The organism is Nonomuraea sp. NPDC050202, from assembly GCF_040656115.1.
GTDB lineage: Bacteria > Actinomycetota > Actinomycetes > Streptosporangiales > Streptosporangiaceae > Nonomuraea.
The window spans coordinates 164,274-190,468 of the sequence record NZ_JBFALF010000001.1; the positions used below are offsets into that span (position 1 = coordinate 164,274).

Here is a 26,195-nt window from a genome sequence, read left to right on the forward strand (position 1 = left end):
GGAGCGATGACGAAGGAGAAGGCGCAGGCGCGGCGCGAGAACCTGCAGAAGATGCGGGCCGAGCAGAAGCGCAAACAACGCCGCGCCGCACTGCTGATGTGGGGCACAGGTGGGCTCATCATCGTGGTGCTCGTCGGCGTGGTCGGCTTCTACCTGGTCAACCAGGCCAGGCAGACCTCGCTGGACGCCGTGACGAGCGTCAAGTACGAGGCCGGCCAGCACGTCTGGAACACGGTCGCGTACAAGGAGACGCCGCCGGTCGGCGGCGAGCACAACAACTACTGGCAGCAGTGCGCGATCTACGACAAGCCGATCCACGCCGAGCACGCGGTGCACTCGCTGGAGCACGGCGCGGTCTGGATCACCTACCGGCCCGACCTGCCCAAGGCGCAGGTGGACAAGCTGAAGGAGGTCGCGTCCTCCACGGGGCAGCAGGACTACATGCTCATGAGCCCGTTCCCCAACCTGCCGTCCCCGATCGTGGTCTCCTCCTGGGGGCACCAGCTCAAGCTGACCGACCCGGCCGACCCGAAGATCGGTGCGTTCATCAAGCGCTACCAGAACGGGCCTGACACCCCCGAGCCGGGCGCCACCTGTGGCGGCCAGGACGCGATCACCACCACGGCCGACCAGGCGCCGCTGCCGCCCGAGCCCACGGCCCAGCAGCAGGCGCCGATGGAGACGCTCGCCCCGTCGGCCAGCCCGTCCCAGCAGCAGTAGCAGTACCGGAAAGGACGTCAGGGCCCGGCCCCCGCCGGGCCCTGACGCACGTTCAGGCTCCGATCTGGCCGGTGAGCAGGCCCTGGCGGGCGCGGGCGAACTCCTCGAAGGAGATGCGCCCGTCGCCGTCGGCGTCGGCCCTGTCGAAGGCGGCGCCGAGGTCGGTGCCCGGGTGGGTCCACAAGGAGCGGAACTCCTCGGCGCTGATCCGGCCGTCGCCGTCGCGGTCGGCCACGGTGAACGTGGCCCTGGAGATCGGAGCCAGCACCGCCTCGAGCGCGCCGGTGCGCACCAGCATCTCGAAGGAACGGACGTACTCCTCCTTGCTGATCTCCCCGTCGCGGTCGGTGTCCAGGGCGCGCACGTGGGTGTCCCAGGCGTTGAGGAACGCCTCCACCACCGCTTCGCCGTCGGGCGAGTCGGGCCGTACGCCGGTCTGCTGCAGGCGCTGCTGGGCGAGCGCCATGTAGTCGTACCGGGTCAGGAAGCCGTCGCCGTCGGCGTCCAGGTCGTTGAAGTTGCGCTCCGCGCTCTCGCGGTAGCTCGGCTGGGACATCACCACTCCGATCATTACGGTGAGTAGCTGATCGCAACTTAGCGTAACTCCTGGGGTGCGGGATGCCCAGAGGCAACGGGGAATCCGCTCAGCCGAGCACGTCCTGCGGCGCCGTCCACTCCAGCCCGTGCGCCTCGGCCACGGGGCGGCTGATCACGCGGCCCTCGTGCGTGTTCAGGCCGAGCGCCAGCGCGGGGTCCGCGCGCATCGCGCGCTGCCAGCCCAGGTCGGCGATGGCCAGCGCGTACGGGAGCGTCACGTTCGTCAGCGCGAACGTCGAGGTGTGCGGCACCGCGCCCGGCATGTTGGCCACGCAGTAGAAGACCGAGTCGTGCACCCGGTACGTCGGCTCCTCGTGCGTGGTCGGCCGCGAGTCCTCGAAGCAGCCGCCCTGGTCGATCGAGATGTCCACCAGCACCGAGCCCGGCTTCATCCGGCTGACCAGGTCGTTGCCGACCAGCGTCGGAGCCTTGGCGCCCGGCACGAGGACCGCGCCGATGACCAGGTCGGCCTCCAGCACCGCGCGCTCGATCTCCAGCGTGTTGGAGGCGACGGTCTGGCAGTGCCCCTGGTAGATCAGGTCGGCCTGGCGCAGCTTGTCGATGTTCATGTCGAGCAGCACCACCTCGGCCTGCATGCCGAGGGCGATCGCGGCGGCGTTCATGCCGGAGACCCCGGCCCCGATCACCACCACGTGCGCCGCGCGCACCCCGGACACCCCGCCCATGAGCACGCCCCTGCCGCCCGCCGAGCGCATCAGGTGGTAGGCCCCCACCTGCGGCGCCAGCCGCCCCGCCACCTCCGACATGGGCGCCAGCAGCGGCAGCGCGCCGCCGGCCGTCTGGACCGTCTCGTACGCGACCGCGGTGCAGCCCGACTCCAGCAGCGCCCGCGTGCAGGCCCGCGACGCCGCCAGATGCAGGTACGTGAACAGCACCAGCCCCTTGCGCAGCCGGTGGTACTCCTCCGCCTCCGGCTCCTTGACCTTCATGACCAGGTCGGCCGCGCCCCACAGCTCGTCGGCGGCGGGCACCAGGACGGCGCCCGCGGCGGCGAAGTCGGCGTCGGGGATCGCGGAGCCGGCGCCCGCGTCGCGCTCGACCAGGACCTGGTGACCGTGGCGGGCCAGCTCATGCACCCCCGCGGGGGTCAGCGCCACCCGGTATTCGCTGTTCTTGACCTCTCGCGGCACACCGACCTTCATGCCGTCACTCTTCCCGGGGATCCCGTCTTTCCTCCTCCATTCTTCCTCCCGTCTCACAGTTGCATGAGGATTATCCGGCGGATTACCCCGCTGTGCCTTCTCCTCGATAGGCTCACCGGCAGCCCGAACGTCAGGATGGGATCGTCATCGATGGACAAGCCGGAAGAGCCGCCACCCGCGGACCCGGGGGAGCCGACCGCCAGCAGACTCACCACCATCGTGCTGATCGTCTCGCTGGTGCTCGTCGTGCTCATCGCAGGCGTGCTCGGCACGGTCGCCGTCCTGATGACCAAGAGCCCCGACATGCCGCTGTTAGGGGGCGCGCCCCCGCGGTACCTATCGGTGCCCATCCACTTCGCGCCCGTCAGGGAGACCAAGCCCGCGCCCTGCCCCGGTGACCCCGCCGTGCTCGACGAGGCGCAGAGCACCTGCTACCTGCTGGAGGCCGGCGTCACGGTCGGCGCCGTGCAGCGGATCGAGCCACTGCGCGAGGACGACGGCCTGTACTCCGTGCGCATCGCGGTCGCGCCGGCGTTCAAGGACAAGCTGGTGCAGCTCATCGACGAGCTGGCGCCCGCGCAGGAGGCGGTCGCGGTCGTGCTGGCGCCGGCGCAGGCCGACCAGCCCAAGACCGTGCTGGCCGCGCCCATCGTGACGCAGCCGATGGACGGCGACAGCGTGAGCATCGCCGGCTTCACCAAGGAGGACGCCGAGGCGCTGGTGGCCCGCCTGCTGGGCAGCACGCCGGCCCCGGGCACGGGCACCACGCCCGCTCCCACCGGCCCGTCCACCCCTCCGACCGGCCAGCCGGCCACGCCTCCCACCGGCGGCCCGGCAGGCACCCCCGGCGGGCAGCCGACCGGCCCCGCCACGTCGAGCCAGCCGACCGGCGGCACGGGAACCACGGGAACCACGGGCTCCACCGGCACGTCCCGGCCTGGCGGCACGGCGCCCGCCACGGGCGGCCGGGGCGGCGCCGACAAGCGTTACGCGAGCTGCAAGGAGGCCGTGGCGGCCGGCGACGGGCCCTACTACAAGGGCACGCACGAGGAGTACGCCTGGTACACCGACGTCGACAACAACGGCGTGGCCTGCAACAGCGGCGACATCCGCTAGGTGAACAGCTCCTCCAGCCAGTCGATGCCGAAGTAAGCCAGGAAGATCAGCGAGACCACCCAGAGCAGCCAGGGGATCTCGGAGAAGCGCCCCCTGACCGCCTTGATCAGCGTGTAGACGATCACGCCGGCGCCCACGCCGTTCGTGATCGAGTACGTGAACGGCATCAGCGCGATCGTCAGGAACGCCGGCACGGCCAGGTCCAGGTCGTCCCACGGCACGTTCCTGCTCTGCATCATCATCAGCGCCCCCACCAGCACCAGCGCGGGCGCCGCGGCGGCGGCCGGCACCACCGCGGCCAGCGGCGTGAACAGCAGCGTCAGCCCCAGCAGCGCGCCCGTGACCACGCTGGCCAGGCCGGTACGCGCGCCCTCGCCGACACCGGCGGCCGACTCCACGAAGACGGTGTTGGCCGAGGCGCTCGCCGCGCCGCCCACCATGCCGCCGACACCGTCCACGGTCAGGATGCGGCCCAGCCGCGGCACCCGGCCCCGCTCGTCCACCAGCCCGGCCTCGTCGCTGACGCCGATGATCGTCCCCATGGCGTCGAAGAAGCCCGACAGCACCAGCGTGAACAGCACCACGGTGGCCGTCAGCGCCCCCGCCGTGACGAACCCGCCGAACAGGTCGAACTGTCCCACCAGCCCGAAGTCCGGCGCCGAGACCAGCGACTCCGGCATGCGCGGCGCGACCACGCCCCAGGACGCCGGGTCGATGGTGTTGACCGAGTTGACCAGGATGGCCAGCGCCGCCGTCACGGCGATGCTGATGAGGATGGCGGCCGGGACGCGGCGCACGTACAGGAGGATCATCAGGAGCAGGCCGAAGCAGAAGACCGTGACCGGCCAGCCCGTCAGGTGCCCGGTCGCGCCGAGCTGCACGGGCGTGCCCGAGCCCGCCGCGACGAAGCCCGCGTCCACCAGGCCGATCAGCGCGATGAACAGCCCGATCCCCACGCTGATCGCGTGCTTGAGCGCCAGCGGGATCGCGTTCATGATCAGGGTGCGCAGGCCGGTCACGGCCAGCACGATGATGGCCAAGCCCTCCAGCACGACCAGGCCCATGGCCTGCGCCCAGGTCATGTACGGGGCGGCCTGGTAGGCGACGACCGCGTTCAGGCCGAGCCCGGCGGCCAGCCCGAACGGCGCGTTGCCGACGAACGCCATGAGCAGCGTGGTGATCGCCGCGGCCAGCGCGGTGGAGGTGGTCAGCTCGCCGATCGAGAGGCGGGCGCCGGTGACGTCCCTGGCCCCGGCCAGGATGATCGGGTTGAGCAGGATGATGTAGGCCATGGCCATGAACGTGGTGAGCCCGCCACGCACCTCACGACCAACGGTGGTGCCCCGCCCCGTCAGCTCGAAGAATCTGTCGAGCACCGCCATTCCCCCCTTGTGATCAGGGGGAATGCCGGGTTGCCTACCCCGCCGGGGCCGAGATCACGCCTTCTCGTGGCGGCCGTGGCCCACCAGGGTGACGAACTCGTCCAGCTTGATCATGCCGTCGCCGTCGCTGTCGGCCGAGCTGATGAACGCCTCGATCTCGCTCTCCGACGCGCCCTGCCCGCCGAGCGCCTCGTTGGCCTGCCTGATCTCGCCGGCGGTCAGCAGGCCGTCGCCGTCGGTGTCGAAGCGCCTGAACTCCGCCTCTGCCGCCTCACGCGCGGTTGCCATCGGGTGCCCCCTTGTCTAGCCCTTGTCGAACAAGGCGATATCTTCCGGCCTAATCGGAACGCGAGTCAACCGAAGCCCCGTGGCCGCTCTGACGGCCGCGGCGATGGCGGGGGTGGAGGAGAGCGTCGGGGGCTCGCCGGCGCCGCGCAGCCCGTACGGCGCCGCCGGGTCCGGGTTCTCCAGGATCTTCAGCGTCATGGGCGGCATGTCGAGGATGGTGGGGATGAGGTAGTCGGTGAACGACGGGTTCAGCACCCGGCCGTCGCGCACCTGGATCTCCTCCATCAGCGCCAGCCCGAGCCCCTGCGCGGAGCCGCCGTGGATCTGGCCCTCCAGCGCCTGCGGGTTCAGCATCCGCCCGACGTCCTGCACCGCCGCCAGCTCGACCACCTTCACCAGGCCCAGCTCCACGTCCACGTCCACGACCGCCCGGTGCACGCACAGCGCGAGCTGCGTGTGCGAGTCGCCCTGCCCGGTGAGCGGGTCCATCGGGTACGTCGGCCGGTGCCGGTACTCCCGCGTCTCCTCGATCGGCCCGAACCGCTCCAGCGCCTGCTTCGGCGGCAGCCCCTCGAACCGCTTGCGCACCGCCTCACAGGCGGCCTTGACCGCGCCGCCCGTGACGTACGACTGCCGCGAGGCCGACGACGAGCCCGCGGAGCCGACGGAGGTGTCGGCGGTGGCCACGGTGACGTTCGGGATGTCCAGCTCGGTGCGGGCGATCTGGGCCTGCACGGTGACCAGGCCCTGCCCCACCTCGGCGGCGGCCGTGTGCACGGTGACGTGCGGCTCGCCGCCGATCAGCTCGGCCCGCACCCGGGCCGTGGAGTAGTCGTCGAAACCCTCGGAGAAGCAGATGTTCTTGATCCCGACGCCGTAGCCGACGCCGCGGCGCACGGACTCGCCGTGGGTGGTCTGGGAGACGCCGCCGGGCAGCTCCCGCAGGTCCCGCTCCGTCCTCTCCGGAGGCGGGGGCCCGGGAAGCGGGATCGCCTCCAGGTCGCGCAGCATGTCCGCGAGCGGGGCGGGCGAGTCGATCACCTGCCCGGTGATCAGGCGGGAGCCCTGGGAGACGGCGTTGCGCACCCGGATCTCGACCGGGGACAGGCCGCACGCCTCGGCCAGCCGGTCCATCTGCGACTCGTAGGCGTAGCACGCCTGCACCGCGCCGAAGCCGCGCATCGCGCCGCACGGCGGGTTGTTGGTGTAGACGCCGGTGGCGTCCACGCGCACGTTCGGCACCTCGTACGGGCCCACGCCCAGCGACGCCGCGTTGCCGACCACGGCGGGGGAGGAGGAGCAGTACGCGCCGCCGTCGAGCAGGATGTCGGCCTTGACGTAGACGAGCCTGCCGTCGCGGGTGGCGCCGTGCTCGTACCGCATGCGGGCCGGGTGGCGGTGCACGTGGCCGAAGAACGACTCCTCCCGGCCGTACACGATCTTGACGGGGCGGTTCAGCCGCAGGGCCAGCATGCAGGCGTGGATCTGCATCGACAGGTCCTCGCGGGCGCCGAACGCGCCGCCGACGCCCGACAGCGTCAGGCGCACCTTGTCCGCGGGCAGGCCCAGGCAGGGGGCGAGCTGGTCGCGGTCCACGTGCAGCCACTGGGTGGCGATGTACAGGTCCACGCCGCCGTCCTCGGCGGGCACCGCCAGCCCGGACTCCGGGCCGAGGAAGGCCTGGTCCTGCATGCCGACCTCGTACTCGCCCGTCACGACGACCTCGGCCTCGAACGTGTCGCCGCGGCGCACCGGCTGGTGGCGCACGAAGTGCCGGGACCGGCGGGGGTCGGTGATGGCGGGGCGGGGTTCGTACTCGACGGCGATGGCCGCCACCGCCCTGCGGGCCGTCTCCGGATGGTCGGCCGCCACCAGCGCGACCGGCTCGCCCTGGTGGCGCACCTGGTCGATGGCCAGCACCGGCTGGTCCCTGTGCTCCAGGCCGTAGTACTTCTCGCCGGGCACGTCCTCGTGCGTCAGCACCGCCCGCACGCCGGGGATGCGCAGCGCCGGGCCCACGTCGATCGAGCGCAGCCACGCCGACGGATGCGGGCTGCGCAGCGTCGCGCCCCACACCATGCCCTCCAGCCACAGGTCGGAGGCGTAGGCGAACTCGCCGGACACCTTCAGCGCCGCGTCGGGCCGCCGCGCGCTCTCCCCGACACCGAGCCCGGTGCCGACGCCGGGCAGGGTCGCGTCAGACGTCTGCGTCATCCTCCGAGTAGAGCACCGCGCCCGCGCCGGACAAATATGCCCGACGTCAAAATGCGGTCATCGATTGCAACATACGGCTTGTACATTCCTACAGGTGCGCATCTCCGACCTGCTGGCCATCGACGACCTGAGCCTGCGGCTGCTCACCGGCGACCCGGCCCGCGAGTTCGGCACCGTGCACATCACGGACCTGCCCGAGCCCGGCCGTTACCTGAGCGGCGGCGAGCTGGTGCTGACCGGGCTGATGTGGTGGCACGAGCCGGAGGACTCGGCCCGGTTCGTGGCCGCGCTGGCCGAGGCCGGGGTCGCCGCGCTCGGCGCCGGGCAGGCGTGGCTGGGCCACGTGCCGGACGACCTGGTGGCCGCCTGCGCCGCCGCCGGGCTGCCGCTGGTGGAGGTGCCGGTCGAGGTCTCGTTCCGCACGCTGGCCGAGACGGTCGTGCCCCGGCTGGCCGGTGACGTGCGCGACGCGCTCGGCAGCCACCGCCGGCTCGTCGCGGCCATCGCCGAGGGCGCCGACCTGCGCGAGCTGTTCGAGCTGACCGCCGCGGAGCTGGGCGTCACCGGAGCGGTGGTGTCCGCGTCGGGCGAGGTGATCGTCGGCACGGCGGACGACCCGGTACGCCTGGCCAAGGCGTACCTGACGGCGCCGCGCCTGCCGGTCAGGGTCGGCGGGCACACGATCTTCGCGGTCGGGCGCGGCCACCGCGCCGCCGGGTGGGCGCTGGCCTGCGACGGCGACCTGATGGACCGGGCCGATCTCGGCTACGAGCTGGCCTCGTGCGTGGGCCTCGAACGCAGCCGGATGGAGGAGGGCCGCCGGGTCGAGCGCCGGCTGACCGAGCAGCTCATCGTGGCCGCGCTGGGCGAGGCCGGGGTGGCGGAGCTCGACGCCAGGCTGCGGACGTGCGGGGTGGGCGGGGCGGAGCCGTACGCGATCGTGAACGTCACCGCGCCCGGACCTGGCGCCACCCGCGGGCCCGACCCCGCCACGCTCGGCGGCCAGGCCGTGGAGGAGCTGCTCGGCCGCGAGGTCGTGGCGGCGGCCGGCGCGGACGGCGCGGTCGCCGTGGTGCCGCTGCGCGAGCGCACCACCGCGGAGCTGGCCGACCGGCTGCGCGCAGGAGCCGGCGTGCTGGCCGCGCTGCCCGGCACCCGCCTGTGCGTGGGGCTCAGCGGCGCGCTGACGGGCGCCGCCGCCGTCAAGGGCGGCGTGGAGGAGGCCGGGCACGCCCGGCGGCTGGCCGAGGCCCGGGGCGGCGGGGTGGTGACCAGCGACGAGATCTACACGCACGCGCTGCTGCTGGCCACGGTGCCGGGCGACGTGCGCCGCTCGTTCGCCGACCGGCTGCTGTCGCCGCTGCTCGACTACGACCGCAGGCACCAGTCGGAGCTGGTGCGCACGCTCGGGATCTTCCTCGACTGCGCCGGCTCGTGGCACGCCTGCGCCGAGCGGCTCCACCTGCACGTCAACACCGTGCGCTACCGCGTGCGCAGGATCGAGGAGCTGACCGGCAGGGACCTGTCCACGATGGCCGACCGGGTCGACTTCTTCCTGGCGCTCAGGGACACGGCGCCGCCGCGCTGACCGGGAGGCCGCCGCTCACGCGTGCACCGACGACTGCGCCCGCGCGGCCTCGTCACGCTCCTTGATCGCCCGTTCGAGCCAGTAGTCGCTGCCCGTCTGCTCGGCGAGCACGACCGCTTCCGCGCTGTGCCGGATGGCCGCGGCGGTCCCGCCGAGGAGGCGGTGGGCCCGCGCCAGGTAGACGAGGCAGCCCATCTCCGTCGTCCTGGCGGTGGTACGCGACGGCTCCAGGGCCTCGGTGAGCACGGTGCGAGCCGCCTCCAGCTCGCCGAGCTCGATCAGCACTCTTCCGCGCGACACCGCGAACTCCACCTGGCCGTGCTGGTCGCCCGCGAGAGCGGCCATCGCGGCCCCCTCCTCCAGCAGGACCGCCGCGTCCTCGAACCGCCCGAGATGGATGTGGGCCCGCGCCGCCACCAGCAGGGCGTAGCGTTCCCCCACCGCCGACCCCGCCTCGCGGGCGATCGCCCGCTGGGCCAGCGCGTGCTCCAGGGCGTCGGTGTACCGTTCCCACTTCAGCAACGTGTTGGCCAGGTTGCCGTGCGCCCGCTGCTCGTTGAAGAGATCGCCCAGCTGCCGGGCCAGGCGCAGGTGCCGATCGTTGTGCTCGAGGCAGACCGGGTCGCCCTTGAAGTACAGCCCCGTCGCGAGATGGGCGTGCGCCTCCATCCTGATGACCGGGTCATCGAGGCGTTCGCCCGTAGCGAGCAGGCGTTCGCCCAGCGAGATGAGCCCGCGCACCCGGTATGCCCGCTGCTGGTACCACCACAGGGCGAAACCGATCGCCGCGCCCGCCCGCGCGACGTCGTCGTCCGGATCGGCCATCGCCTGGAAGGCGGCGGCGAGCAGGGTGGCCTCCTCCGTCCTGAGCCAGGCGCGCGCCTCGTCGGCGCCGCCGAAGGCGCGGCCCCGGGCGTCGATCCTCGGGTGCAGGCAGTGGACGCGGTGCGGGTCGCTGGTCCTGGCCGCGGCGCGCGCGGACTCGGCGTAGTAGCCGATCGCGCGCCTGAGCGGCGCGAGCCGCTCGCCGGCGGGCAGCAGGTCAGCCGCGAAGAGCCGGACGAGATCGTGGGGGTAGTAGCGTCCCGGCTCGCCCGCATCGAGCAGATGGGCGTCACACAGCCGCTCCAGCGCCCGCTCGACGTCGGCCTGCGGCGAGCCGGACAGCGCGGTGGCCGCCTCCACGGTGATGTCGGGCACGTGCAGCAGGCCGAGCAGGGCCAGCAGGCGCGCCGCCGCGGCGTCGACCTCGCGGCCGCTGCCGTTGAGCGCGCTCCAGCTCGCCGCCAGGCTCGACCGTACGGCCAGCTCCCCGGCCTCCAGCTCCGCCAGCCGCCGCCGCTCGTCGCCGAGCCGCGCCGTCAGCGCCCCGACGCTCCAGTCGGGCCGATCGAGCAACCGCGCGCCGGCGATGCGGAGCGCGAGGGGGAACCCGTCGCAGAGACGGACCAGCCGGGTGGTCTGGTCGAGGTCGGCGCGGACGCGGTCGGCTCCGAGGAGCCTGGACAGCATGGCGGTGGCCTCCGCCTCGGACAGCGGGCCCAGGCGGAGCTGGACGCAGTCGTCGCCGACCGCCAGGGACTCCCGGCTCGTCACCAGGACCGAGGTGCCGAGCGGCGCCGAGACGAACGGTCTGACCTGGGCGAGATCGGCGGCGTTGTCCAGGAGCACGAGCAGCCGCCGGCCCTGGAGCCTGCTCCGCCACAGGGCCGCGGCCTCGTCCTCGTCGGCGGGGACGGCGTCGTCCTGCGTGCCGATGCCGCGCAGCAGCCGGCTGAAGATCTCGTGCGAGGACAGCCGGGAGACGTTCGGCGTGCCCCCGCGCAGATTGACGTAGAGCTGCCCGTCGGTGAACCGGTCCCGCGCCGCGTGGGCGACGCGGACGGCCAGCGTCGACTTGCCGACACCCGGCGCCCCGCAGATCACCACGAACGGGTGCGGCGGATCGTCACCCCCCGGATCCAGCAGGGACTGCAGCCGCACCGCCTCCCGCGCGCGGCCGACGAACACCATCAGGTCGCGGGGAAGCTGGCGAGGGACGACGGGATCAGGGGCCACCCGCTCGCCGGAGCCGGCCAGGACGAGGTGGTGCGCGCGGCGCAGGCCCTCGCCGGGATCGACGCCGAGCTCCTCGGACAGGGCGCGGCGGGCCTCCTCGAAGACCGTCAGCGCCTCGGCCTGCCGCCCGCACCCGTGCAGGGCCAGCATGAGCAGCTCGCGAGGGCGCTCGCGAAGGGGATGGCGGTGGGTCAGGTCGTGGAGCGCGGTGAGCCCATCCTCCGGGCGGCCGAGCCGTATCAGGGCGTCGGCCCTGGCCTCCACGGCCGTCAGGTGGAGCTCCTCGAGCCGGGCCCGCTCACCTTCCGCGAACGGGCCCGGCACGCCGCTCAGCGCCGGGCCACGCCACAACGCGAGCGCCTGTTCGATGACGTGCAACGCGCCGGCGACGTCACCGGCCTTGTTCGCCTGCGCCGCCGAGTCCAGATGCGCGGCGAAGGCGTGCGCGTCGACCTGGAGCGGATCCAGCCGTAACAGGTAACCGCCCGCGGCGCGGGCCACCATGCCCGGAGGCTGGCGCCGGCCGCGGTTCGGCTCGAAGGCCCGCCTCAGGCCCGCGATGTAGGTGTAGACGCTCTGCGTGGCACTGGGGGGAGGGGCGTCGCCCCACAAGCCCTCGATCAGCTGGCCCAGCGTGACCACGCGGCCCGCACGCATCGCCAGCATCGCCGCGATCGCCTGCTGCAGCGGCGGCCCCAGGTCGACGTCACCGCCGCCGAGCACACCGGCAACCGGGCCGAGCAGACCGATGGTCGTTCCGGCCGCCGGACGCCCGTGATCGCGAGTGGGATACACGTAGGGAGCTTAGTCGCGATGGCCGTGGCGTAAAGGGGACTGAATCGTATGTAGAGGAAATATAGGTCTGACCGCTACGTTGTGAGCACCCGTGGCCGATGTGCGGTCGGTCACGAGGGCTCCGGCTGATCAGCGGCTCAGGGGAAGTCGCATGGAAGGCAGGTGACGGGGCCCGAGAGACCCCGGCCTGCCGGACCACTGTACTGGGGCACGGAGTGCGGCTCGTGCCCAGCGTGCTACTTCACCTCGCTCGTTCGCTCACCTACCACTCGCGGCTCAGCAGCAGCTCGGCTCTGCCAGCGAGGAAGTAAGGGAAGACGAGTCGGCACTTGCGGCCGTAACATTGGCTCCAATGGTGGTTACCGCGGTGATCGCGGCCACCAGGACGGACAGGGCAATGCGCATGCGCATGGGGTTCTCCCTCGCCTATGTGGGTTGCTCGGACTTCATCTTCTCAGGGAGCGGCTGCTGTGACCACATCTGACCTAGTCGGACTCCGCATCAAGACGGTTCGGCGGCAACGCGGTCTGTCACAGGCGCAGCTGGCGCATCCCGAGCTGTCGGACAGCTATGTCTCGTTGATCGAGAGCGGTAAGCGTACCCCCACCCCCGCGGTCTTGGAGCTGCTGGCCAACAAGCTGGACTGTTCGCTGTCCTATCTGATCAACGGTGTCACGGCCGAGCAGATGGAGGACATCGAGCTCGCCCTCGGCTACGCGCGGCTGGCACTCGAGAACGGCGAGGTCGCCGAGGCCCGCACGCGCTTCGCCGAGCTGCTTGGGAACAGTAACCTTGCAGGGTTGACAGCCCTTCGTCAAGAAGCGGAATTCGGCCTCGCGCTCGCCCTGGAGGCCGGAGGCGATCTCGACCAGGCGATCGCCATCATGCTCAGGCTCCGCGAGGAGGAGCTTCCCGCCGAGCGCAACATCGAGGTGGCCGTCGCGCTCTGCCGCGCCTACCGCGAGAGCGAGCAGCTCGGCGAGGCCGTCGAGGTGGGCGAGCAGCTCCTGAGCGGCATCGCCCGCCAGCCCTGGACCGACCTGCTGGTCGAGCTGGGCGCCACGCTGCTGGCGGCCTACTACGAACGCGGCGACATGCTGCGCGCCAGGCAGTTCGCGGCCGAGCTGCTCAACGCGGCCGACGCGCTGGGCACGCCGCGCTCCATCGTGGCGGCCAACTGGAACGCCTCCATCACCGCCCGCGTCACCGGCCACAACGACGAGGCGGTGGCCTTCGCCGAGCGGGCCCTGGCCGTCCAGATGGAGCACGGCCAGCCGCGCAACACCGCCAGGATGCGGTACGCGTACACCAGGACGCGGCTGCGGACCGGCTCGGTGGACGCCGCCACCGCGCGCGAGATGCTGCTCGCCTCGATCAAGGAGTACGAGCAGACCTCCACAAGCACGATCGACCAGGCCATGGTCTACAACGAGCTGGCCTGCGCCGAATACATGATGCAGGACCTCGACCAGGCCGCCGAGCACGCCGCGACCGCCAGAGACCTGCTCCCCAGGTACGGCCACGTGCTCGGCGCCGACGCGAACCTGCTGCTCGGCAGGATCTACGGCGCGGCCGGCCGGATCGAGGAGGGGCGCGCGCACACCGCCGGCGTCAAGCAGTGGCTCGACCCGCTGCCCAACTCCCGCCGCTCGGCCTCCACCTGGTACGCCACGGCCGAGACCATGGAGCAGCTCGGCGACGCCGACGGAGCGGTCGAGGCCTACCAGCGCGCGCTGGCCTGCGCGGGATTGTAGAGCCCGGATCGCGGAGCGACGTCCGGACCGGGCGGTGGCGTCGGTAGCCTTGGGGGTGCCATGAAGAGATCCCCGCTCGCGGCCCTCACCGCGATTCTCGCCTCCGCCCTGCTCGCGTCCGGGCTCGTGTTCGGCGCCGCCGCGCCCGCGCTGGCGCACGACACGCTCAAGAGCAGCTCTCCGGCCAAGAACGCCGAGGTCGAGTCCCTCGACGAGGTCAAGCTCGAGTTCAGCGCCAAGGTGCGCATGCCGTTCGTCATCGTGCGGGGCGACGGAGACGCCCAGCACCAGAGCGGCAAGCCCGAGGTGGACGGCGCCGTGGTGACGCAGGCGGTCAAGGGGCCGCTGCCCGACGGGAAGTACACGATCGCCTACCGCGTCGTGTCCTCCGACGGGCACCCCATCGAGGGAGAGATCCCGTTCCGGGTGAAGGGCGCCGAGACGCCGTCGCCCAGCCCGTCCGCGTCCCCGTCCGCGTCGTCGTCCGCGTCGTCGTCGGAGGATCCGGCCGCCGGAGCCCCCGCCACGAGCGCCCCCGCCACGAGCGCCCCGGCTCCCGCGCCCACCGAGGTCGCCGCCACCGAGCAGGCGGCTGCCGAGCAGGGCGCGACCTTCCCCGTCTGGCTGATCATCGTCATCGGCGCGCTCGTCGGCATCGGCATCGGGTTCCTGCTGAGCGCGCGGAAGAAGAAGCCATGACCCGGGCGGCGCGCCTCGCGCTCGTGACCGCGGCGGCCGCGATCGCCGCCCTGGTCATCGGCATGATCGCCGGAGGCAGGGCGTTCCCCAGGATCATCCCGGGGCTGCCCGACGCCGGCGCCGTCGTGCGGTGGGGGCTGCCGCTGTCCAAGCTGCTCATGGACGCCGCCGGCGTGATCACCGTGGGCCTGCTGCTGATGGCCGCCGCGCTGCTGCCCAACGACAAGGGCGTGCTCGGCAAGAGCGCCGTCGAATACGTCAAGGCCAGCTCGTGGGCCGCCCTCGTGTGGGCCGGGGCCGCGTTCCTGTCCATCGTGTTCGGCGTCGCCGACTCCATGGGCAGAAGCGTGCCGCAGATCCTCGACCGGGCCTTCCTGACCAGCTACGCCACCCAGACCACGCAGGGCGTCGCGCTGACGCTCGTGGTGCTGTTCGGAGTGGCCATCGCGCTGTTCTCGCGCGGCGCCATCACCGCCGGGGCGGCGGCGGGGCTGTTGGTGTTCGCGATGGTGACGCTGCTGCCCGCGCCGCTGACCGGGCACACCTCCTCCTCGCCCAACCACGACCTGGCCACGTCGTCGGTGTCGCTGCACCTGCTCTCGCTCGCGCTGTGGACGGGCGGGCTCGGCGTGCTGGCCCTGCACGCGCTGCGCAAGCAGCCGCAGCTCGACGTGGCCGCGGCGCGGTTCTCCCGGATGGCGCTGTGGTGCTACGCCGGGGTGGGCCTGTCCGGGATCTTCGCGCTGGTCGCCCGCCTGGGCGCCGTCTCCGACCTGTGGACCTCCGAGTACGGCCTCCTCGCCGTGGCCAAGGTCGTGGCGTTCGTGCTGCTCGGCTACGTCGGTTACTGGCACCGCCAGCGCACGCTGGCCGACCTGGAGGCCCGCAAGCCCCGCGCGTTCACCCGGCTGGCCGGCGGCGAGATGGTGCTCATGTTCGCCACCATCGGCATCGCCGTGGCGCTGTCGCGCACGCCGCCGCCCGAGTACAGCATCCCCGCCGACCGGGCGTTCGAGCTGCTCGGCTTCCCCCTCCCGCCCCCGCTCACCCTCGGCAACATCTTCTCGCTGTGGTGGCTCGACCTGTTCTTCGCCGTGGTGGCGGCCGTGCTGGCCGGGCTCTACGGGGCCGGCCTGCTGCGCCTGCGCCGGCGCGGTGACCGGTGGTCGTGGGGCCGCACCGCCTCCTGGTACATCGGCGTCGCGCTGCTCGTCTTCTGCACGCAGAGCGGCCTGGCCCGGTACGCCCAGGTCATGTTCGACATCCACATGATCGAGCACATGACGCTGTCCATGGTCGTGCCGATCTTCCTCGTCCTCGGCGGGCCCGTCACGCTGGCCCTGCGCGCGCTCAAGCCCGCCGCCAGGAGGGGCGACAGGGGGCCGCGGGAGTGGATCACCACGATCCTGCACAGCCGCTTCACCAAGGTCGTCACGCATCCCGTGGTCGCCACCGCCATCTTCGTGGCCTCGACGTACGCGCTGTACTTCACGCCGCTGTTCGAGTCGGCGATGAACGAGCACCTCGGCCACATCTGGATGACCCTGCACTTCCTGATCAGCGGGTGCCTGTTCTTCTGGGTGATCATCGGCGTCGACCCCGGGCCCAACCGGCTCCCGTACGTCGGGCGGCTGCTGATGCTCTTCGTCACCATGCCGTTCCACGCCTTCTTCGGGATCGCGCTGATGATGATGGGCTCCGTGATCGCCTCGGGCTGGTACGAGCAGCTCGGGCGCACGTGGGGCGACACGCTGCTGCAGACGCAGCGCGACGGCGGCGCCATCGCGTGGGGCTTCGGCGAGATCCCCACGCTCATCGTCCTGCTGGCCATCGCCGTGCAGTGGTACAAGGACGACAACAGGCAGGCGCGGCGCGCCGACCGCAGGGCGGGACGCACCGGCGGCGGCGATCCCGAGCTCGACTCCTACAACGCTTACCTCGCCCGTCTCAACCGTGCCGACAAGGGCGAGTAGCCGTTCGGACATGGCCTTCTACCTTCCGACTACACGTCTCAGGACCGGCAGGTAGCCTTTCTTACAGGGGAGACGGGCATAACCTCATCAGCTAGCGTGCGCACGCCTTGAGGGGGGATACGCACCGCAGCTTGGGAGCGCCGGAGTGGGGACCGGCGCTGCGCCCGGGGTGCCGAGGAAGGCGAGAACCAATTGTCGGAAGAGACACGGATGCGCGGGGGGCAGAGCCTGGCCGAGGCGCTCGAGAGCTACCTGGCCGAATGGTCGGAGCGCACCGGAATCGCGGTCGAGACGTGGGCGCTGCCCGCCACCGACGTGCCCTCCCGCGTGTCGAGCGGCGTCATGACCACCATGCGTGAAGCCCTGTCCAACGTCGAGCAGCACAGCAGGGCCCGGACCGTGTCCATCGCCGTGACGGTCGGCAAGAGCGGGCTGCGGATGACCGTCAGCGACAACGGCCAGGGCTTTCCCGCGACGGGGGCCGGGCGGGGAATCGCCAGGATGCGGGCGGCCTTCGCCGAGCTGGGCGGGACCCTGTCGGTGAACAGCGTGCACGGTGAGGGCACCACGGTGACGGGGGTGGTGCCCAGGCGGCACTGACGGGCGGCCTTGCCGTGACGGGGCGCGCGGGGGCCGGTGACGGGGCGCCCCCCCCAGGGGTGACGGGCGCCCCCAGGGGTCAGGGCAGCGTGAGGATCTCGCTGCCCGTGTCGGTGACGACGATCGTGTGCTCGAACTGGGCCGTGCGCTTGCGGTCCTTCGTCACGGCCGTCCACTTGTCGGGCCAGATCTCGTACTCGATCGTGCCCAGCGTCAGCATCGGCTCGATCGTGAACGTCATCCCCGGCACCAGCTCCACCCGCAGCGACGGATCGTCGTAGTGCGGCACCATCAGCCCGGAGTGGAAGCTCGTGCCGATCCCGTGGCCGGTGAAGTCGCGCACCACGCCGTAGCCGAAGCGCTTGGCGTACGCCTCGATGACGCGGCCCACCACGTTGAGCTGCCGGCCGGGCGCGACCGCCTTGATGGCGCGCATCGTCGCCTCGCGGGTGCGCTCCACCAGCAGCCGCGACTCCTCGTCGACGTCTCCCACCAGGAACGTGGCGTCCGTGTCGCCGTGCACGCCGCCGATGTAGGCGGTGATGTCGACGTTGACGATGTCGCCGTCGCGCAGCACGGTGTCGTCGGGGATGCCGTGGCAGATGACCTCGTTGATCGAGGTGCACAACGACTTGGGGTAACCCTTGTAGCCGAGCGTGCTGGGGTAGGCGTTGTGGTCGAGGAGGAACTCGTGGCCGATCCTGTCGAGCTCGTCGGTGGTGACGCCCGGCCGGACGTGCTTGCCGACCTCCTCCAGGGCCTGGCCGGCGATCCTGCCGGCCACCCGCATCCGCTCGATGATCTCGGGGGTCTTCACGTCGGACTCGCCGGTCCTGGGGCGCTTCTTGCCGACGTACTCCGGCCGCTCGATGTGGGCGGGAACCTTTCGCATGGGCGAAACTCGCCCTGGCTGGAGCAGTGTCGTCATGAAACACGAGTCTACGGGGCAGAATTGACCTCGTGAGCGAAGGCCAGTGGTGGTTCTGTCTCAAGCACATGCGGGTCGAGCCCGACCAGGGCTGCCCCAACAAGGACCGGATGGGTCCGTACGCGTCCGAGCAGGAGGCGGCCGGGGCGCTGCAGCGCGCCGCCGACCGCAACAAGTCGTGGGACGAGGCGGACCAGGACGACGACTGATCAGCGTGCCCCAGTAGGCTGATCCGCGTGGAGATCGATCCTCGGCGGCTGCGCATCCTGTACGAGGTCGCCCGCCGCGGCGGCGTCCTGCGTGCCGCCGAGGCGCTGCACCTGACCTCCTCCGCCGTCTCGCAGCAGCTCGCCCAGCTCGAACGCGAGGTGGGGCTCCCCCTCATCGACCGCTCCCAGCGCAGCGTCTCGCTCACCCCGGCGGGGCGGGTGCTGGCCGGGTACGCCGAGCGGGTCGAGGAGGAGCTGGCCGAGGCGAAGCGGGAGCTGACCCGGTTCACCGAGCGGCTGGCGGGGCCGGTGCGCATCGCGGCCTTCGCCACCGTGATCAAGCACATCCTGGTGCCCGCCATCCGGGAGCTGGCCGTACGCCATCCCAGGATCACGCCGGTCATCCACGAGATCTTCGGGCAGCCGGCGCTGCAGGAGTTACGGCTGGGGTCGGTGGACGTGCTCATCACCGAGCAGGACATGGGCCTGCCCGCCCTGTCGCAGCCGTCGCTGAGCACGCGGCTGCTGCACGTGGACGAGTACCGCATCGTGGTGCCGCCGGACTGGCCCGAGCCGCCGACCACGGTGGCCGACCTCATGCGGTGCCCGTGGGTGGCCAGCGTGCCGCCCCACGCGTGCGGGCAGGCGCTGGAGCGGCTGGCGGGGCTGCACGGGTTCGAGCCGCGCAAGGTGCACCTGGTCGACGAGTTCGAGCCGGCGCTGGCGCTGGTGGCGGCCGGGCACGGGGTGGCGATCGTGCCGACGCTGGCGCTGCTGGACGTGCCGGAGGGCGAGGTGCTGGTGAGCGACATCCACGACGTGGGGGCGCGCAGGGTGGACGTCGTCACGCGGGCAGGCCGCACGCGCTCGGGGGAGCCCGATCCGGTGCACGCCGTGGTGATCGGGGTGATCGAGGAGGCCACCGCGGCGCTGGAGGCGTCCCTGCGCGGGCGGCTCGGGGAAGCCGACCCGGTCGCCGGCGCCTGAGCCGCGGGCTCCCGTCAGTCGGTGACCTGGGGGCCGCTGACCTTCTCCAGGAGGCGGGCCAGGCGCTCGCGCAGGCTCGGACGTTGCTCCAGCTCGCCCGCCGCCGCGCTCACCAGGTGCTGCGCCCCGTCGAACGTCACCAGCCCGTCACGCGGCACCGCGATCGCGTCGTGCGCGAGCCCGGCCAGCTCCCGGTCGCCGCCCTCGATGGCCAGGATGGTCGCCCCCGTACGCCGGGCGTCGTCCACCCGTTCCAGCAGCGGGACCGGCGCCTGCTGCTCCGACAGCACGAACAGCGTCTCCCCGCGGGCCGCCCGCTCCAGCCGGTCGAGGCCGACGCTCAGGTGGGCGGGCGCGCCGGGCGGCGGCTCCCAGCGCACCAGGGTGGGCGTGAGCTGGGACAGGCCGGACAGGCGGGCCTCGTCGGCGAGGTGCGCGGTCAGGTGCCAGGGCTCCTCGTCGGGCGTGCCCACCAGCAGCAGGCCGCCCGGGGAGCGTGTGGCCCGCAGGGCCAGACCCAGCTCGCGGGCGCGTTCGAGCCAGCCGGTCTCGGCGAGGATCTCGCGCAGGAAGGCCACCGATCCTGAGTCCATGTCCCCATGGTGCCCCACCGGGGTGAGGGGGGAGGCTGGTTCGGGAGTGATGTGTTGACACGAGGTGTGTTCGCCCGTCATTTCGGGCCTTGACATGGAGTTACCCTCGGGTAACGATCGGCTCGCGGCGCCGCCGTCCCAAAGTGGTGATCCTCACGGAGAGGGGCGGCACATGACCTTACGTGTGCGCGTCAGCATGTCCATGATCCTGTTATCGATCATGTCGCTTCTCACCGCGGCGCCCGCCCGCGCCGCGGCACCAGGAGACGTCGTCTCCGCCCAGCCCACCACGGTCTACCTCCTGCCGGGCCAGCTCCTGGAGGTCCCGGTCAACGCCTGGCACCTGCGCTACAACTCCACGTCCGCCACCGGCGCCGTCAACACCGTCTCCGGCACCCTGCTCGTGCCCAGGGCCGGGTACCCGCTCGGCACGCGCCCGATCATCGGCTACGCCTTCGGCACCCACGGGCTCGGCGACCAGTGCGCGCCCTCCGTCAGCATGAGCCAGGGCAGGGAGGCCGAGCTCGCGCTGGTCAGCCTGTTCCTGCTCAAGGGGTACGCGGTCGCGATGACCGACTACGAGGGGCTCGGCACGCCGGGGCCGCACACGTACATGGCGGGGATCTCGCAGGGGCACGCCGTGCTCGACGCGATCAGGGCCGCCACCCGCGTGTCCGGCGCCGGGCTGTCGGCCGGCGCGCCCGTCGGCATCATGGGCTACTCCCAGGGCGGTGCCTCCGCCGCGTGGGCCGCCCAGCTCCAGCCCTCGTACGCGCCCGAGCTGCGGCTGCGCGGCGTGGCGGCCGGTGGGGTGCCCGCCGACCTGCACGCCGTCGCCCAGCACCTGGACGGCAGCTCCGACTTCGGCCTGGCGGCGGCCGCCGGGGTCGGGCTCGACGCCGCCTACCCGGAGCTCGACCTCGAGGCCGACCTCAACGACCGCGGCCGCGCGCTGCTCGCCGACGCCGCCGACGACTGCGTGGGCGACCTGAGCAAGCTGGCCGGGCTCCGCTTCGCCGACCTGAGCCCGATCGACCTGCTCAACCAGCCCAAGTGGCTGACCCGCCTGGCGGAGAACCGGCTCGGCGCGATCCCGCCGCGGGTGCCGATGTTCCTGTACCACGGGCGCGGCGACCAGATCATCCCGCTGGCGATCGGGTCCACGCTGCGCACCGAGTACTGCAGGGCCGGAGTGCGGGTGCGGTGGATGTCGCTGCCCGCGCCCGACCACGTCACGGGCGCCATCGAGGGCGGTCCGCTGGCCATCGAATGGCTGGCCCTGCGGATCCTGGGACTGCCCGCCTCCAGCAACTGCTGAGACACGCGACAGACCCACCCGGTCCTCGTGCCGGGTGGGCCTGGCATGATCTGGTTATGACAGACGTGAACGGACTTTCCATCGCCATCCTCGGCGGCACCGGTGACCAGGGGAAGGGGCTGGCGCGACGGTTCGCGCTGGCGGGGCATCCGGTGCTGATCGGCTCGCGCAGCGCCCAGCGGGCCCAGGAGGCTGCCGAGTCCATCGGGGCGGGCGCGACCGGTGACGAGAACGCGGTCGTGGCCGCGCGGGCCGACATCGTGATCGTGGCGGTGCCGTACGAGGGGCACAAGGCCTTGCTGGAGTCCCTGAGGGGCGAGCTGGCGGGCAAGATCGTGGTCGACTGCGTGAACCCGCTCGGGTTCGACAAGCAGGGCGCGTACGCGTTGCAGGTCGAGGAGGGCAGCGCCGCGCAGCAGGCGGCGGCCGTGCTGCCCGACAGCCGGGTGGTGGCCGCCTTCCACCACGTGTCGGCCGTGGTGCTGATGGATCCGGCCGTGGACAAGGTGGACCTCGACGTGCTGGTGCTGGGTGACGACCGCGAGGCCACCGACACCGTGCAGGCGCTGGCCGAGGTGATCCCGGGTGTGCGCGGCGTGTACGGGGGGCGGCTGCGCAACGCTCACCAGATCGAGGCGCTCACCGCCAACATCATCTCGGTCAACCGCCGCTACAAGGCTCACGCCGGGCTGCGCATCACCGACATCTGACGGCCGCACCTCCCGCCGCCCGGCACGCGGGCGGTCGGCATGTGGGCGCCTGGCACGCGTCCGGGCCGGCATGTGGGCGTCCGGTACGCGTCCGGGCCGGCACGTGGGCGTCCGGCACGTGAATGCCAGGTGTCCGGGTGCCGGAGGTGTGGTCGGTGGGCAGCCGGGTGTCACAGCCAGCCGGCGTCCTCGGCGATCCGGATGGCGTCGATCTTGTTACGCGCGCCCGTCTTCGTGATCGCCCCGGTCAGGTAGTTGCGTACGGTGCCGGGGGAGAGGTGGAGGCGGGCGGCGATCTCCTCGGCCGAGGCGCCCCTGGCGGCCTCCTTGAGCACGGTGGACTCCCGGGGCGTCAGAGGGCTCTCGCCGTACTCCATGGCCGACGACACCAGCTCCGCGTCCAGCACGCGCAGCCCGGCCGCGGTGCGCCTGATCGAGTCCGCCAGCCGGTCGCCCGGGGCGTCCTTGACCAGGAACGCCTCGATGCCGGCGGCCAGCGCCCTGCGCACGTGACCGGGCTGGCCCATCGCCGTGAGCACCAGGACGCGGCAGGACGGCAGGCGCTCGAGGAGCGTGGCGGCGGCGGTGATGCCGTCCACGACCGGGAGGTCGATGTCCAGGACCGCGACGTCGGGCCGGACGCGCAGTGCCTCGGGGACGATCTCGTCGCCGCGGGTGACCTCCGCGACGACCTCGATGTCGGGCTCCAGGCGGAGCAGGGCGGTGAGGGCAGCGCGGATCATGTGCATGTCCTCGGCGAGCAGCACCTTGATCATGGGGTGGCTCCCGCCGTGTGCCTGTCACGGCCCTCCGCAGCGTGGGTCGGCGGCAAACCGCGGCCCGGGGTAACGGCGCGGGTCGGCGTAACGGCGCGGGTCGGTGGAACGGCGTAGGTTCGCGGGACGACGCGGGTCAGGGTCACGTCGCGACCTCGACGGCCAGGAGGAAGCCGCCCTCGCCCGTCAGGGTGCTGGTACAGGACCCGCCCGCCTGTGCCGCCCGCTCGGCCAGCCCCGTCAGGCCGCCGCCCGCCTGCGCCGCCCGCTCCACCTGCGCCGCCCGCTCCACCTGCGCCGTCCGCTCCACCTGCGCCGTCCGCTCCGCCTGCGCCGTCAGGCCGCCGCCCGCCTGCGCCATCCGCTCGGCCGGCCCCGTGGGACCGTCACCCGCGGCGCCGGGGACAGGGGCGGGGGAGGGTGGCGCGCCGTCGTTGGCCACCTCCAGCCGCACCGCGCCGCCGTGCAATGACGTGGTGATGGTGCAGGTCGTGGCCCTGCTGTGGCGCAGGACGTTGGTGACGCCCTCGCGTACGGCCCAGGCCAGCGCCTCCTCCGAGCGCCTCGGCAGCCGCACGTCCACCAGGTTCGCCTGCACGCCCACCCCCGACGACTCCAGCAGCGCCACCGCCCGGTCCACCTCGCCCGCCAGCGACAGCTCCCGGTACCCCCTGGCGACGTGCCGCACGTCCTGGGCGGCTTCCCTGGCCACCTGCACCAGCTCGCCCACCTCCGTACGCGCCGCGCCGGGGTCGCGCTCGATGAGCCGGCCGGCCAGATCGCCCTTGAGCGCGATCGCGGTGAGGCTGCGGCCCAGGCCGTCGTGCAGGTCGCGGGAGATGCGCAGCCGTTCCTTGAGCACCGCGGCCTCCGCCAGCTCGGCCCTGGCCTGCTCCAGCTCCACCGTCACCCGGACGAACCGCACCAGCGCGTAGATCATGGCGCCCGTCGTCGCGATCGTGGCCACGTAGAAGAACGTGACGTGGGCCGCCCCCAGGCCCCACCACATCCGGGTGCCCTCGCTCAGCATCATCAGCCCGACCAGCGCGCCGCCCCGGCCCAGCGGCAGGAGCACCAGCACCGACCCGGCGAGCATCGGTGCGGTGAGCGCCGACATGCCGCCGGGCAGCAGGAGGTCGGGCAGGTAGGTGGCCACCGCCTGCAGCACCAGCGTCGCGGGGAACAGGGGCGGCCGCGCACCGCGCAGGCCGGCCCGCATGTTCACGTGATGGGTGGCGACGACGGCCGCCATGGACGCGACGGCCAGCAGGCCGTAGTAGGCGCCCTGCCGGAAGTAGACGAGCGTGATCGCCGTGTACGCGCACGAGACGGCTGTGATGAGCACGCTCGCCAGCCGGCGGGCAGCGGAGGAGGAGACCACGACCACGATTATGACCTGCGCGGTTCCCAGCGGAACCACAGCCGCAGCGCGACGAAGCCCACGACGGCCCAGCCCGCCAGCACGAGGAGCGGCGCCACGACCTCGCCGGTCCTGACCGCGTCCACCACGACCGTGGTGGGCAGCAGGTCCAGGGCGGGCCGCAGCCAGGAGGGCACCGGGACGGGCCCCATCGCGCCCGCCGACACCGCGGCGACGAGGAAGACCGGCATGGTGTAGGCGGCGGCCAGCTCGGCCCGCGGGATCGCCGCCGTGTACGCGGCCCCGAGCAGGGACATCACCACGGAGCCCGCGATCGTGACGGCGGCGAAGGCCACGGGGTTCGCGGGGAGCGGCACGCCCGCGGCGAACCGCACGGCCACCGCGCACACCACGATCAGGGCCACGGTCTGCGTGGCCGTGCTGGCGATCTGGCCCAGCAGGAGCTGGCCGTCCGTCAGCCGGGTGGAGCGCAGCCGCTTGAGCACGAGCTGGTCGCGGCGGGCGGTCAGGGCCACGGCGATGTTCATGAACGCGGTGATCGCCAGCAGGATCGAGATCGAGCTCTGGGCGAGCGCGGCGGCGCCGGTGACGCCGCCGGCGGTGACGTGCCGCATCAGCGTGGGCAGGCCCACGGCCAGGCCGACCGGCGTGACGACCGAGGCGAACAGCATGGCCTTGTCCCGCCAGAACAGGCGGGTGCCGAGACGGTAGGTGGCGGTCAGGCTCATCGGGCGCTCATCTCCATGAAGAGGTCTTCCAGCGTGGCGGCGCGGACCTCCAGGCCCGCCAGGCGCAGCCCGCGTTCGGCCGCCCAGGTCAGCAGCGTCTGGGCGGCCAGGTCGGGATCCTCGGCGCGGCACACGGCCAGCCCTTGCTCGACCGTGACCGGCAGCGGCAGGGCGCCGGGGTCCACGTGCTCGGGCAGCCGGAACGCCACCCGCCCGCCGCGGGCCGCGAGCGTCTCGGCCATGCCGCCGGAGGCCACGATGCGGCCCTCGTCCATGATCGCCATCGAGGCGGCCAGGCGCTGCGCCTCCTCCAGGTAGTGCGTGGTCAGCAGGATCGTGGTGCCCTGACCGGCCAGGTCGCGGATGACCTGCCAGGTGGCGGCGCGCGCCTCCGGGTCCATGCCGGCGGTCGGCTCGTCGAGGAAGAGCAGGTCGGGGCGGCCAAGCAGGGCCAGCGCCAGGTCCAGCCTGCGCTTCTCGCCACCGGAGAGCTGGCGCACCTTGGTGCCCGACCTGGCCCGCAGCCCGGCCAGCTCCAGCGCCTCGTCGCGGGGCCGGGGCGCGGAGGTGAAGTCGCGCCAGATGTCGACGGTCCGGGCGACCGTCAGGTCAGGGAAGAACCCGGCCTCCTGCAGCATGACGCCGGTGCGCCGGCGTACGGCCGCGCGGTCGGCGTGCGGGTCGAGGCCCAGCACCCGTACCGTGCCGCCGTCGGCCCGCTGGAAGCCGGCCAGCACCTCGATCGTGGTGGTCTTGCCCGCGCCGTTCCTGCCGAGCAACGCGAAGATCTCTCCCTCGGCCACCTCGAACGAGATGCCCCGCACCGCCTCGAAACCCTGATGGCTCTTGCGGAGCCCGCTCACGTCGATCGCTGTCATGCGTCCCACTGTCGCCGGGGGCGGAGCCGGGCGACAGTGAAGAATTCACGACTTCCTGGAGAGCTTGAGCAGCGCGTCGGTGACACCTTCCGGATCGACGATCTGGTGCAGGTGCATGCCGGGCACCCGGGTCACCGGCCAGCCCCGGTGGGCCGCCTCCTCGGCGACCGCGTCGTACGGCGGGCCGTACCACAGGAACGAGCACCTGACGGTGTCCCATCCGGCGGGCACGGGGATCGGCTGCGTGTAGTAGTCGAGCGGCAGCCGCGGCTGCTCGGCGGCCACCCGGATCCGGACGGCGGGGTCGGGCAGCATGGCCACCACGTCCTCCTCGTCCCACCAGTCGGTCCAGCGCGGCAGCACGCCCTCGGGGCCGGCCAGGTCGTGCAGGAACGGCAGGAACGCCTCCTCGGCGGTCTTGACCAGCCCTTCACCGGGCGGGATGTGCGCGTCGGCGAACACGCACGCCACCACCCGCTCGCCCAGCCCCTCCTTGACCACCGGCAGGAAGAACCCGGCGTTGCTGTGCACGACCAGCACGAGGGGCCCGTCGGCGGGCACGGCGGCCCGCACCGCCGCCACCACCCTCGGCCAGTAGGGTGCCCCGCCCGCCGACACGCCGGTCAGGTCGGGCACCACGGCGGCATGCCCGCGGCGCTCCAGCGACTCGGCCACCGGAGCCCACGTCGAGGGCCCGACGGAGGGGCTGTGCACGAGTACGAACGTCGTCTGCATCCATC

At 72.6% G+C, this 26,195-nt stretch carries 24 protein-coding genes; 11 read left to right on the forward strand and 13 right to left on the reverse strand.

The window, feature by feature from the left end; all coding sequences use genetic code 11:
* Positions 1-6 precede the first annotated feature (6 nt).
* Positions 7-720 carry a DUF3105 domain-containing protein gene (locus tag AB0I79_RS00925; protein ID WP_357865562.1) on the forward strand — a complete coding sequence of 238 codons (714 nt, stop codon included), beginning with the start codon at positions 7-9 and terminating at the stop codon, positions 718-720.
* Positions 721-772: 52 nt separating this feature from the next.
* Here the strand turns inward: AB0I79_RS00925 and AB0I79_RS00930 are convergent, their stop codons facing one another.
* Together AB0I79_RS00930 and ald are read right to left on the reverse strand one after the other, a co-directional pair.
* Positions 773-1,291: an EF-hand domain-containing protein gene (locus tag AB0I79_RS00930; RefSeq protein WP_357865563.1), complete on the reverse strand. Its 519-nt coding sequence runs from the start codon at positions 1,289-1,291 to the stop codon at positions 773-775.
* A 73-nt stretch (positions 1,292-1,364) separates the two neighbouring features.
* On the reverse strand, positions 1,365-2,480 hold the full coding sequence (gene ald / locus AB0I79_RS00935; RefSeq protein ID WP_357865564.1) for an alanine dehydrogenase: 1,116 nt from the start codon (positions 2,478-2,480) through the stop codon (positions 1,365-1,367).
* 150 nt (positions 2,481-2,630) lie between these two features.
* Here ald and AB0I79_RS00940 point away from each other — a divergent pair, with 150 nt between their 5' ends.
* Positions 2,631-3,596, forward strand: coding sequence for an excalibur calcium-binding domain-containing protein (locus AB0I79_RS00940; protein ID WP_357865566.1), 966 nt, complete (start codon positions 2,631-2,633; stop codon positions 3,594-3,596).
* On the opposite strand, the gene AB0I79_RS00945 is transcribed toward AB0I79_RS00940, so the two are convergent.
* Genes AB0I79_RS00945 through AB0I79_RS00955 form a run of 3 tightly spaced genes read right to left on the reverse strand, consistent with a single transcriptional unit; the run spans position 3,593 to position 7,480 of the window.
* The gene (locus AB0I79_RS00945) at positions 3,593-4,978 is read right to left on the reverse strand and encodes an NCS2 family permease (RefSeq protein WP_357865567.1); all 1,386 of its coding nucleotides are present in this window, start codon (positions 4,976-4,978) and stop codon (positions 3,593-3,595) included. The genes AB0I79_RS00940 and AB0I79_RS00945 overlap by 4 nt on opposite strands.
* A 54-nt stretch (positions 4,979-5,032) precedes the next feature.
* Positions 5,033-5,266, reverse strand: coding sequence for an EF-hand domain-containing protein (locus tag AB0I79_RS00950; protein WP_357865569.1), 234 nt, complete (start codon positions 5,264-5,266; stop codon positions 5,033-5,035).
* Positions 5,267-5,281: 15 nt separating this feature from the next.
* On the reverse strand, positions 5,282-7,480 hold the full coding sequence (locus AB0I79_RS00955; RefSeq protein ID WP_357865571.1) for a molybdopterin cofactor-binding domain-containing protein: 2,199 nt from the start codon (positions 7,478-7,480) through the stop codon (positions 5,282-5,284).
* 94 nt (positions 7,481-7,574) lie between these two features.
* On the opposite strand from AB0I79_RS00955, the gene AB0I79_RS00960 reads away from it, so the two are divergent.
* A complete protein-coding gene (locus AB0I79_RS00960; RefSeq protein WP_357865573.1) occupies positions 7,575-9,068 on the forward strand; it encodes a helix-turn-helix domain-containing protein in 1,494 nt (497 codons plus the stop codon).
* 15 nt (positions 9,069-9,083) lie between these two features.
* Here the strand turns inward: AB0I79_RS00960 and AB0I79_RS00965 are convergent, their stop codons facing one another.
* Positions 9,084-11,921: a BTAD domain-containing putative transcriptional regulator gene (locus AB0I79_RS00965; RefSeq protein ID WP_357865575.1), complete on the reverse strand. Its 2,838-nt coding sequence runs from the start codon at positions 11,919-11,921 to the stop codon at positions 9,084-9,086.
* 470 nt (positions 11,922-12,391) lie between these two features.
* Between AB0I79_RS00965 and AB0I79_RS00970 the strand changes: the two genes are divergently transcribed.
* From AB0I79_RS00970 to AB0I79_RS00985, 4 genes are all read left to right on the forward strand, one after another.
* Positions 12,392-13,675 (forward strand): helix-turn-helix transcriptional regulator, encoded by a 1,284-nt coding sequence (locus AB0I79_RS00970; RefSeq protein ID WP_357865576.1) that lies wholly within the window; start codon positions 12,392-12,394, stop codon positions 13,673-13,675.
* A 60-nt stretch (positions 13,676-13,735) separates the two neighbouring features.
* Entirely contained in the window at positions 13,736-14,374 is a 639-nt protein-coding gene (locus AB0I79_RS00975) for a copper resistance CopC family protein (RefSeq protein WP_357865578.1), read from the forward strand.
* The gene (locus AB0I79_RS00980) at positions 14,371-16,347 is read left to right on the forward strand and encodes a cytochrome c oxidase assembly protein (protein ID WP_357865580.1); all 1,977 of its coding nucleotides are present in this window, start codon (positions 14,371-14,373) and stop codon (positions 16,345-16,347) included. Before AB0I79_RS00975 ends, AB0I79_RS00980 begins: the two co-directional genes overlap by 4 nt.
* A gap of 210 nt (positions 16,348-16,557) precedes the next feature.
* Positions 16,558-16,947 (forward strand): ATP-binding protein, encoded by a 390-nt coding sequence (locus AB0I79_RS00985; RefSeq protein ID WP_357865581.1) that lies wholly within the window; start codon positions 16,558-16,560, stop codon positions 16,945-16,947.
* 79 nt (positions 16,948-17,026) lie between these two features.
* On the opposite strand, the gene map is transcribed toward AB0I79_RS00985, so the two are convergent.
* Positions 17,027-17,875, reverse strand: coding sequence for a type I methionyl aminopeptidase (gene map, locus AB0I79_RS00990; RefSeq protein WP_357865582.1), 849 nt, complete (start codon positions 17,873-17,875; stop codon positions 17,027-17,029).
* A 32-nt stretch (positions 17,876-17,907) separates the two neighbouring features.
* Here map and AB0I79_RS00995 point away from each other — a divergent pair, with 32 nt between their 5' ends.
* Together AB0I79_RS00995 and AB0I79_RS01000 are read left to right on the forward strand one after the other, a co-directional pair.
* On the forward strand, positions 17,908-18,084 hold the full coding sequence (locus AB0I79_RS00995; RefSeq protein ID WP_357865584.1) for a hypothetical protein: 177 nt from the start codon (positions 17,908-17,910) through the stop codon (positions 18,082-18,084).
* Between the two features lie 27 nt (positions 18,085-18,111).
* Complete coding sequence (locus AB0I79_RS01000; RefSeq protein WP_357865585.1) at positions 18,112-19,071, forward strand: LysR family transcriptional regulator; 960 nt, start codon at positions 18,112-18,114, stop codon at positions 19,069-19,071.
* Between the two features lie 14 nt (positions 19,072-19,085).
* Here AB0I79_RS01000 and AB0I79_RS01005 read toward each other — a convergent pair whose 3' ends face one another.
* Positions 19,086-19,664 (reverse strand): hypothetical protein, encoded by a 579-nt coding sequence (locus tag AB0I79_RS01005; RefSeq protein ID WP_357865587.1) that lies wholly within the window; start codon positions 19,662-19,664, stop codon positions 19,086-19,088.
* Positions 19,665-19,836: 172 nt separating this feature from the next.
* Here AB0I79_RS01005 and AB0I79_RS01010 point away from each other — a divergent pair, with 172 nt between their 5' ends.
* Positions 19,837-20,982, forward strand: coding sequence for a lipase family protein (locus AB0I79_RS01010; RefSeq protein ID WP_357865589.1), 1,146 nt, complete (start codon positions 19,837-19,839; stop codon positions 20,980-20,982).
* Positions 20,983-21,038: 56 nt separating this feature from the next.
* Complete coding sequence (gene npdG / locus AB0I79_RS01015) at positions 21,039-21,692, forward strand: NADPH-dependent F420 reductase (RefSeq protein WP_357865591.1); 654 nt, start codon at positions 21,039-21,041, stop codon at positions 21,690-21,692.
* A 170-nt stretch (positions 21,693-21,862) separates the two neighbouring features.
* On the opposite strand, the gene AB0I79_RS01020 is transcribed toward npdG, so the two are convergent.
* The 5 genes from AB0I79_RS01020 to AB0I79_RS01040 all read right to left on the reverse strand — a co-directional run bounded on the left by AB0I79_RS01020 (position 21,863) and on the right by AB0I79_RS01040 (position 26,190).
* Positions 21,863-22,468 (reverse strand): response regulator transcription factor, encoded by a 606-nt coding sequence (locus tag AB0I79_RS01020; RefSeq protein WP_357865592.1) that lies wholly within the window; start codon positions 22,466-22,468, stop codon positions 21,863-21,865.
* 142 nt (positions 22,469-22,610) lie between these two features.
* Positions 22,611-23,849 carry a histidine kinase gene (locus AB0I79_RS01025; RefSeq protein ID WP_357865593.1) on the reverse strand — a complete coding sequence of 413 codons (1,239 nt, stop codon included), beginning with the start codon at positions 23,847-23,849 and terminating at the stop codon, positions 22,611-22,613.
* 8 nt (positions 23,850-23,857) lie between these two features.
* Entirely contained in the window at positions 23,858-24,577 is a 720-nt protein-coding gene (locus tag AB0I79_RS01030; protein WP_357865595.1) for an ABC transporter permease, read from the reverse strand.
* Positions 24,574-25,455 carry an ABC transporter ATP-binding protein gene (locus tag AB0I79_RS01035; protein WP_357865597.1) on the reverse strand — a complete coding sequence of 294 codons (882 nt, stop codon included), beginning with the start codon at positions 25,453-25,455 and terminating at the stop codon, positions 24,574-24,576. Before AB0I79_RS01035 ends, AB0I79_RS01030 begins: the two co-directional genes overlap by 4 nt.
* Positions 25,456-25,500: 45 nt before the next feature.
* Positions 25,501-26,190, reverse strand: a complete 690-nt coding sequence (locus AB0I79_RS01040; protein WP_357865599.1) for an alpha/beta hydrolase — start codon at positions 26,188-26,190, stop codon at positions 25,501-25,503.
* Positions 26,191-26,195: the final 5 nt, after the last annotated feature.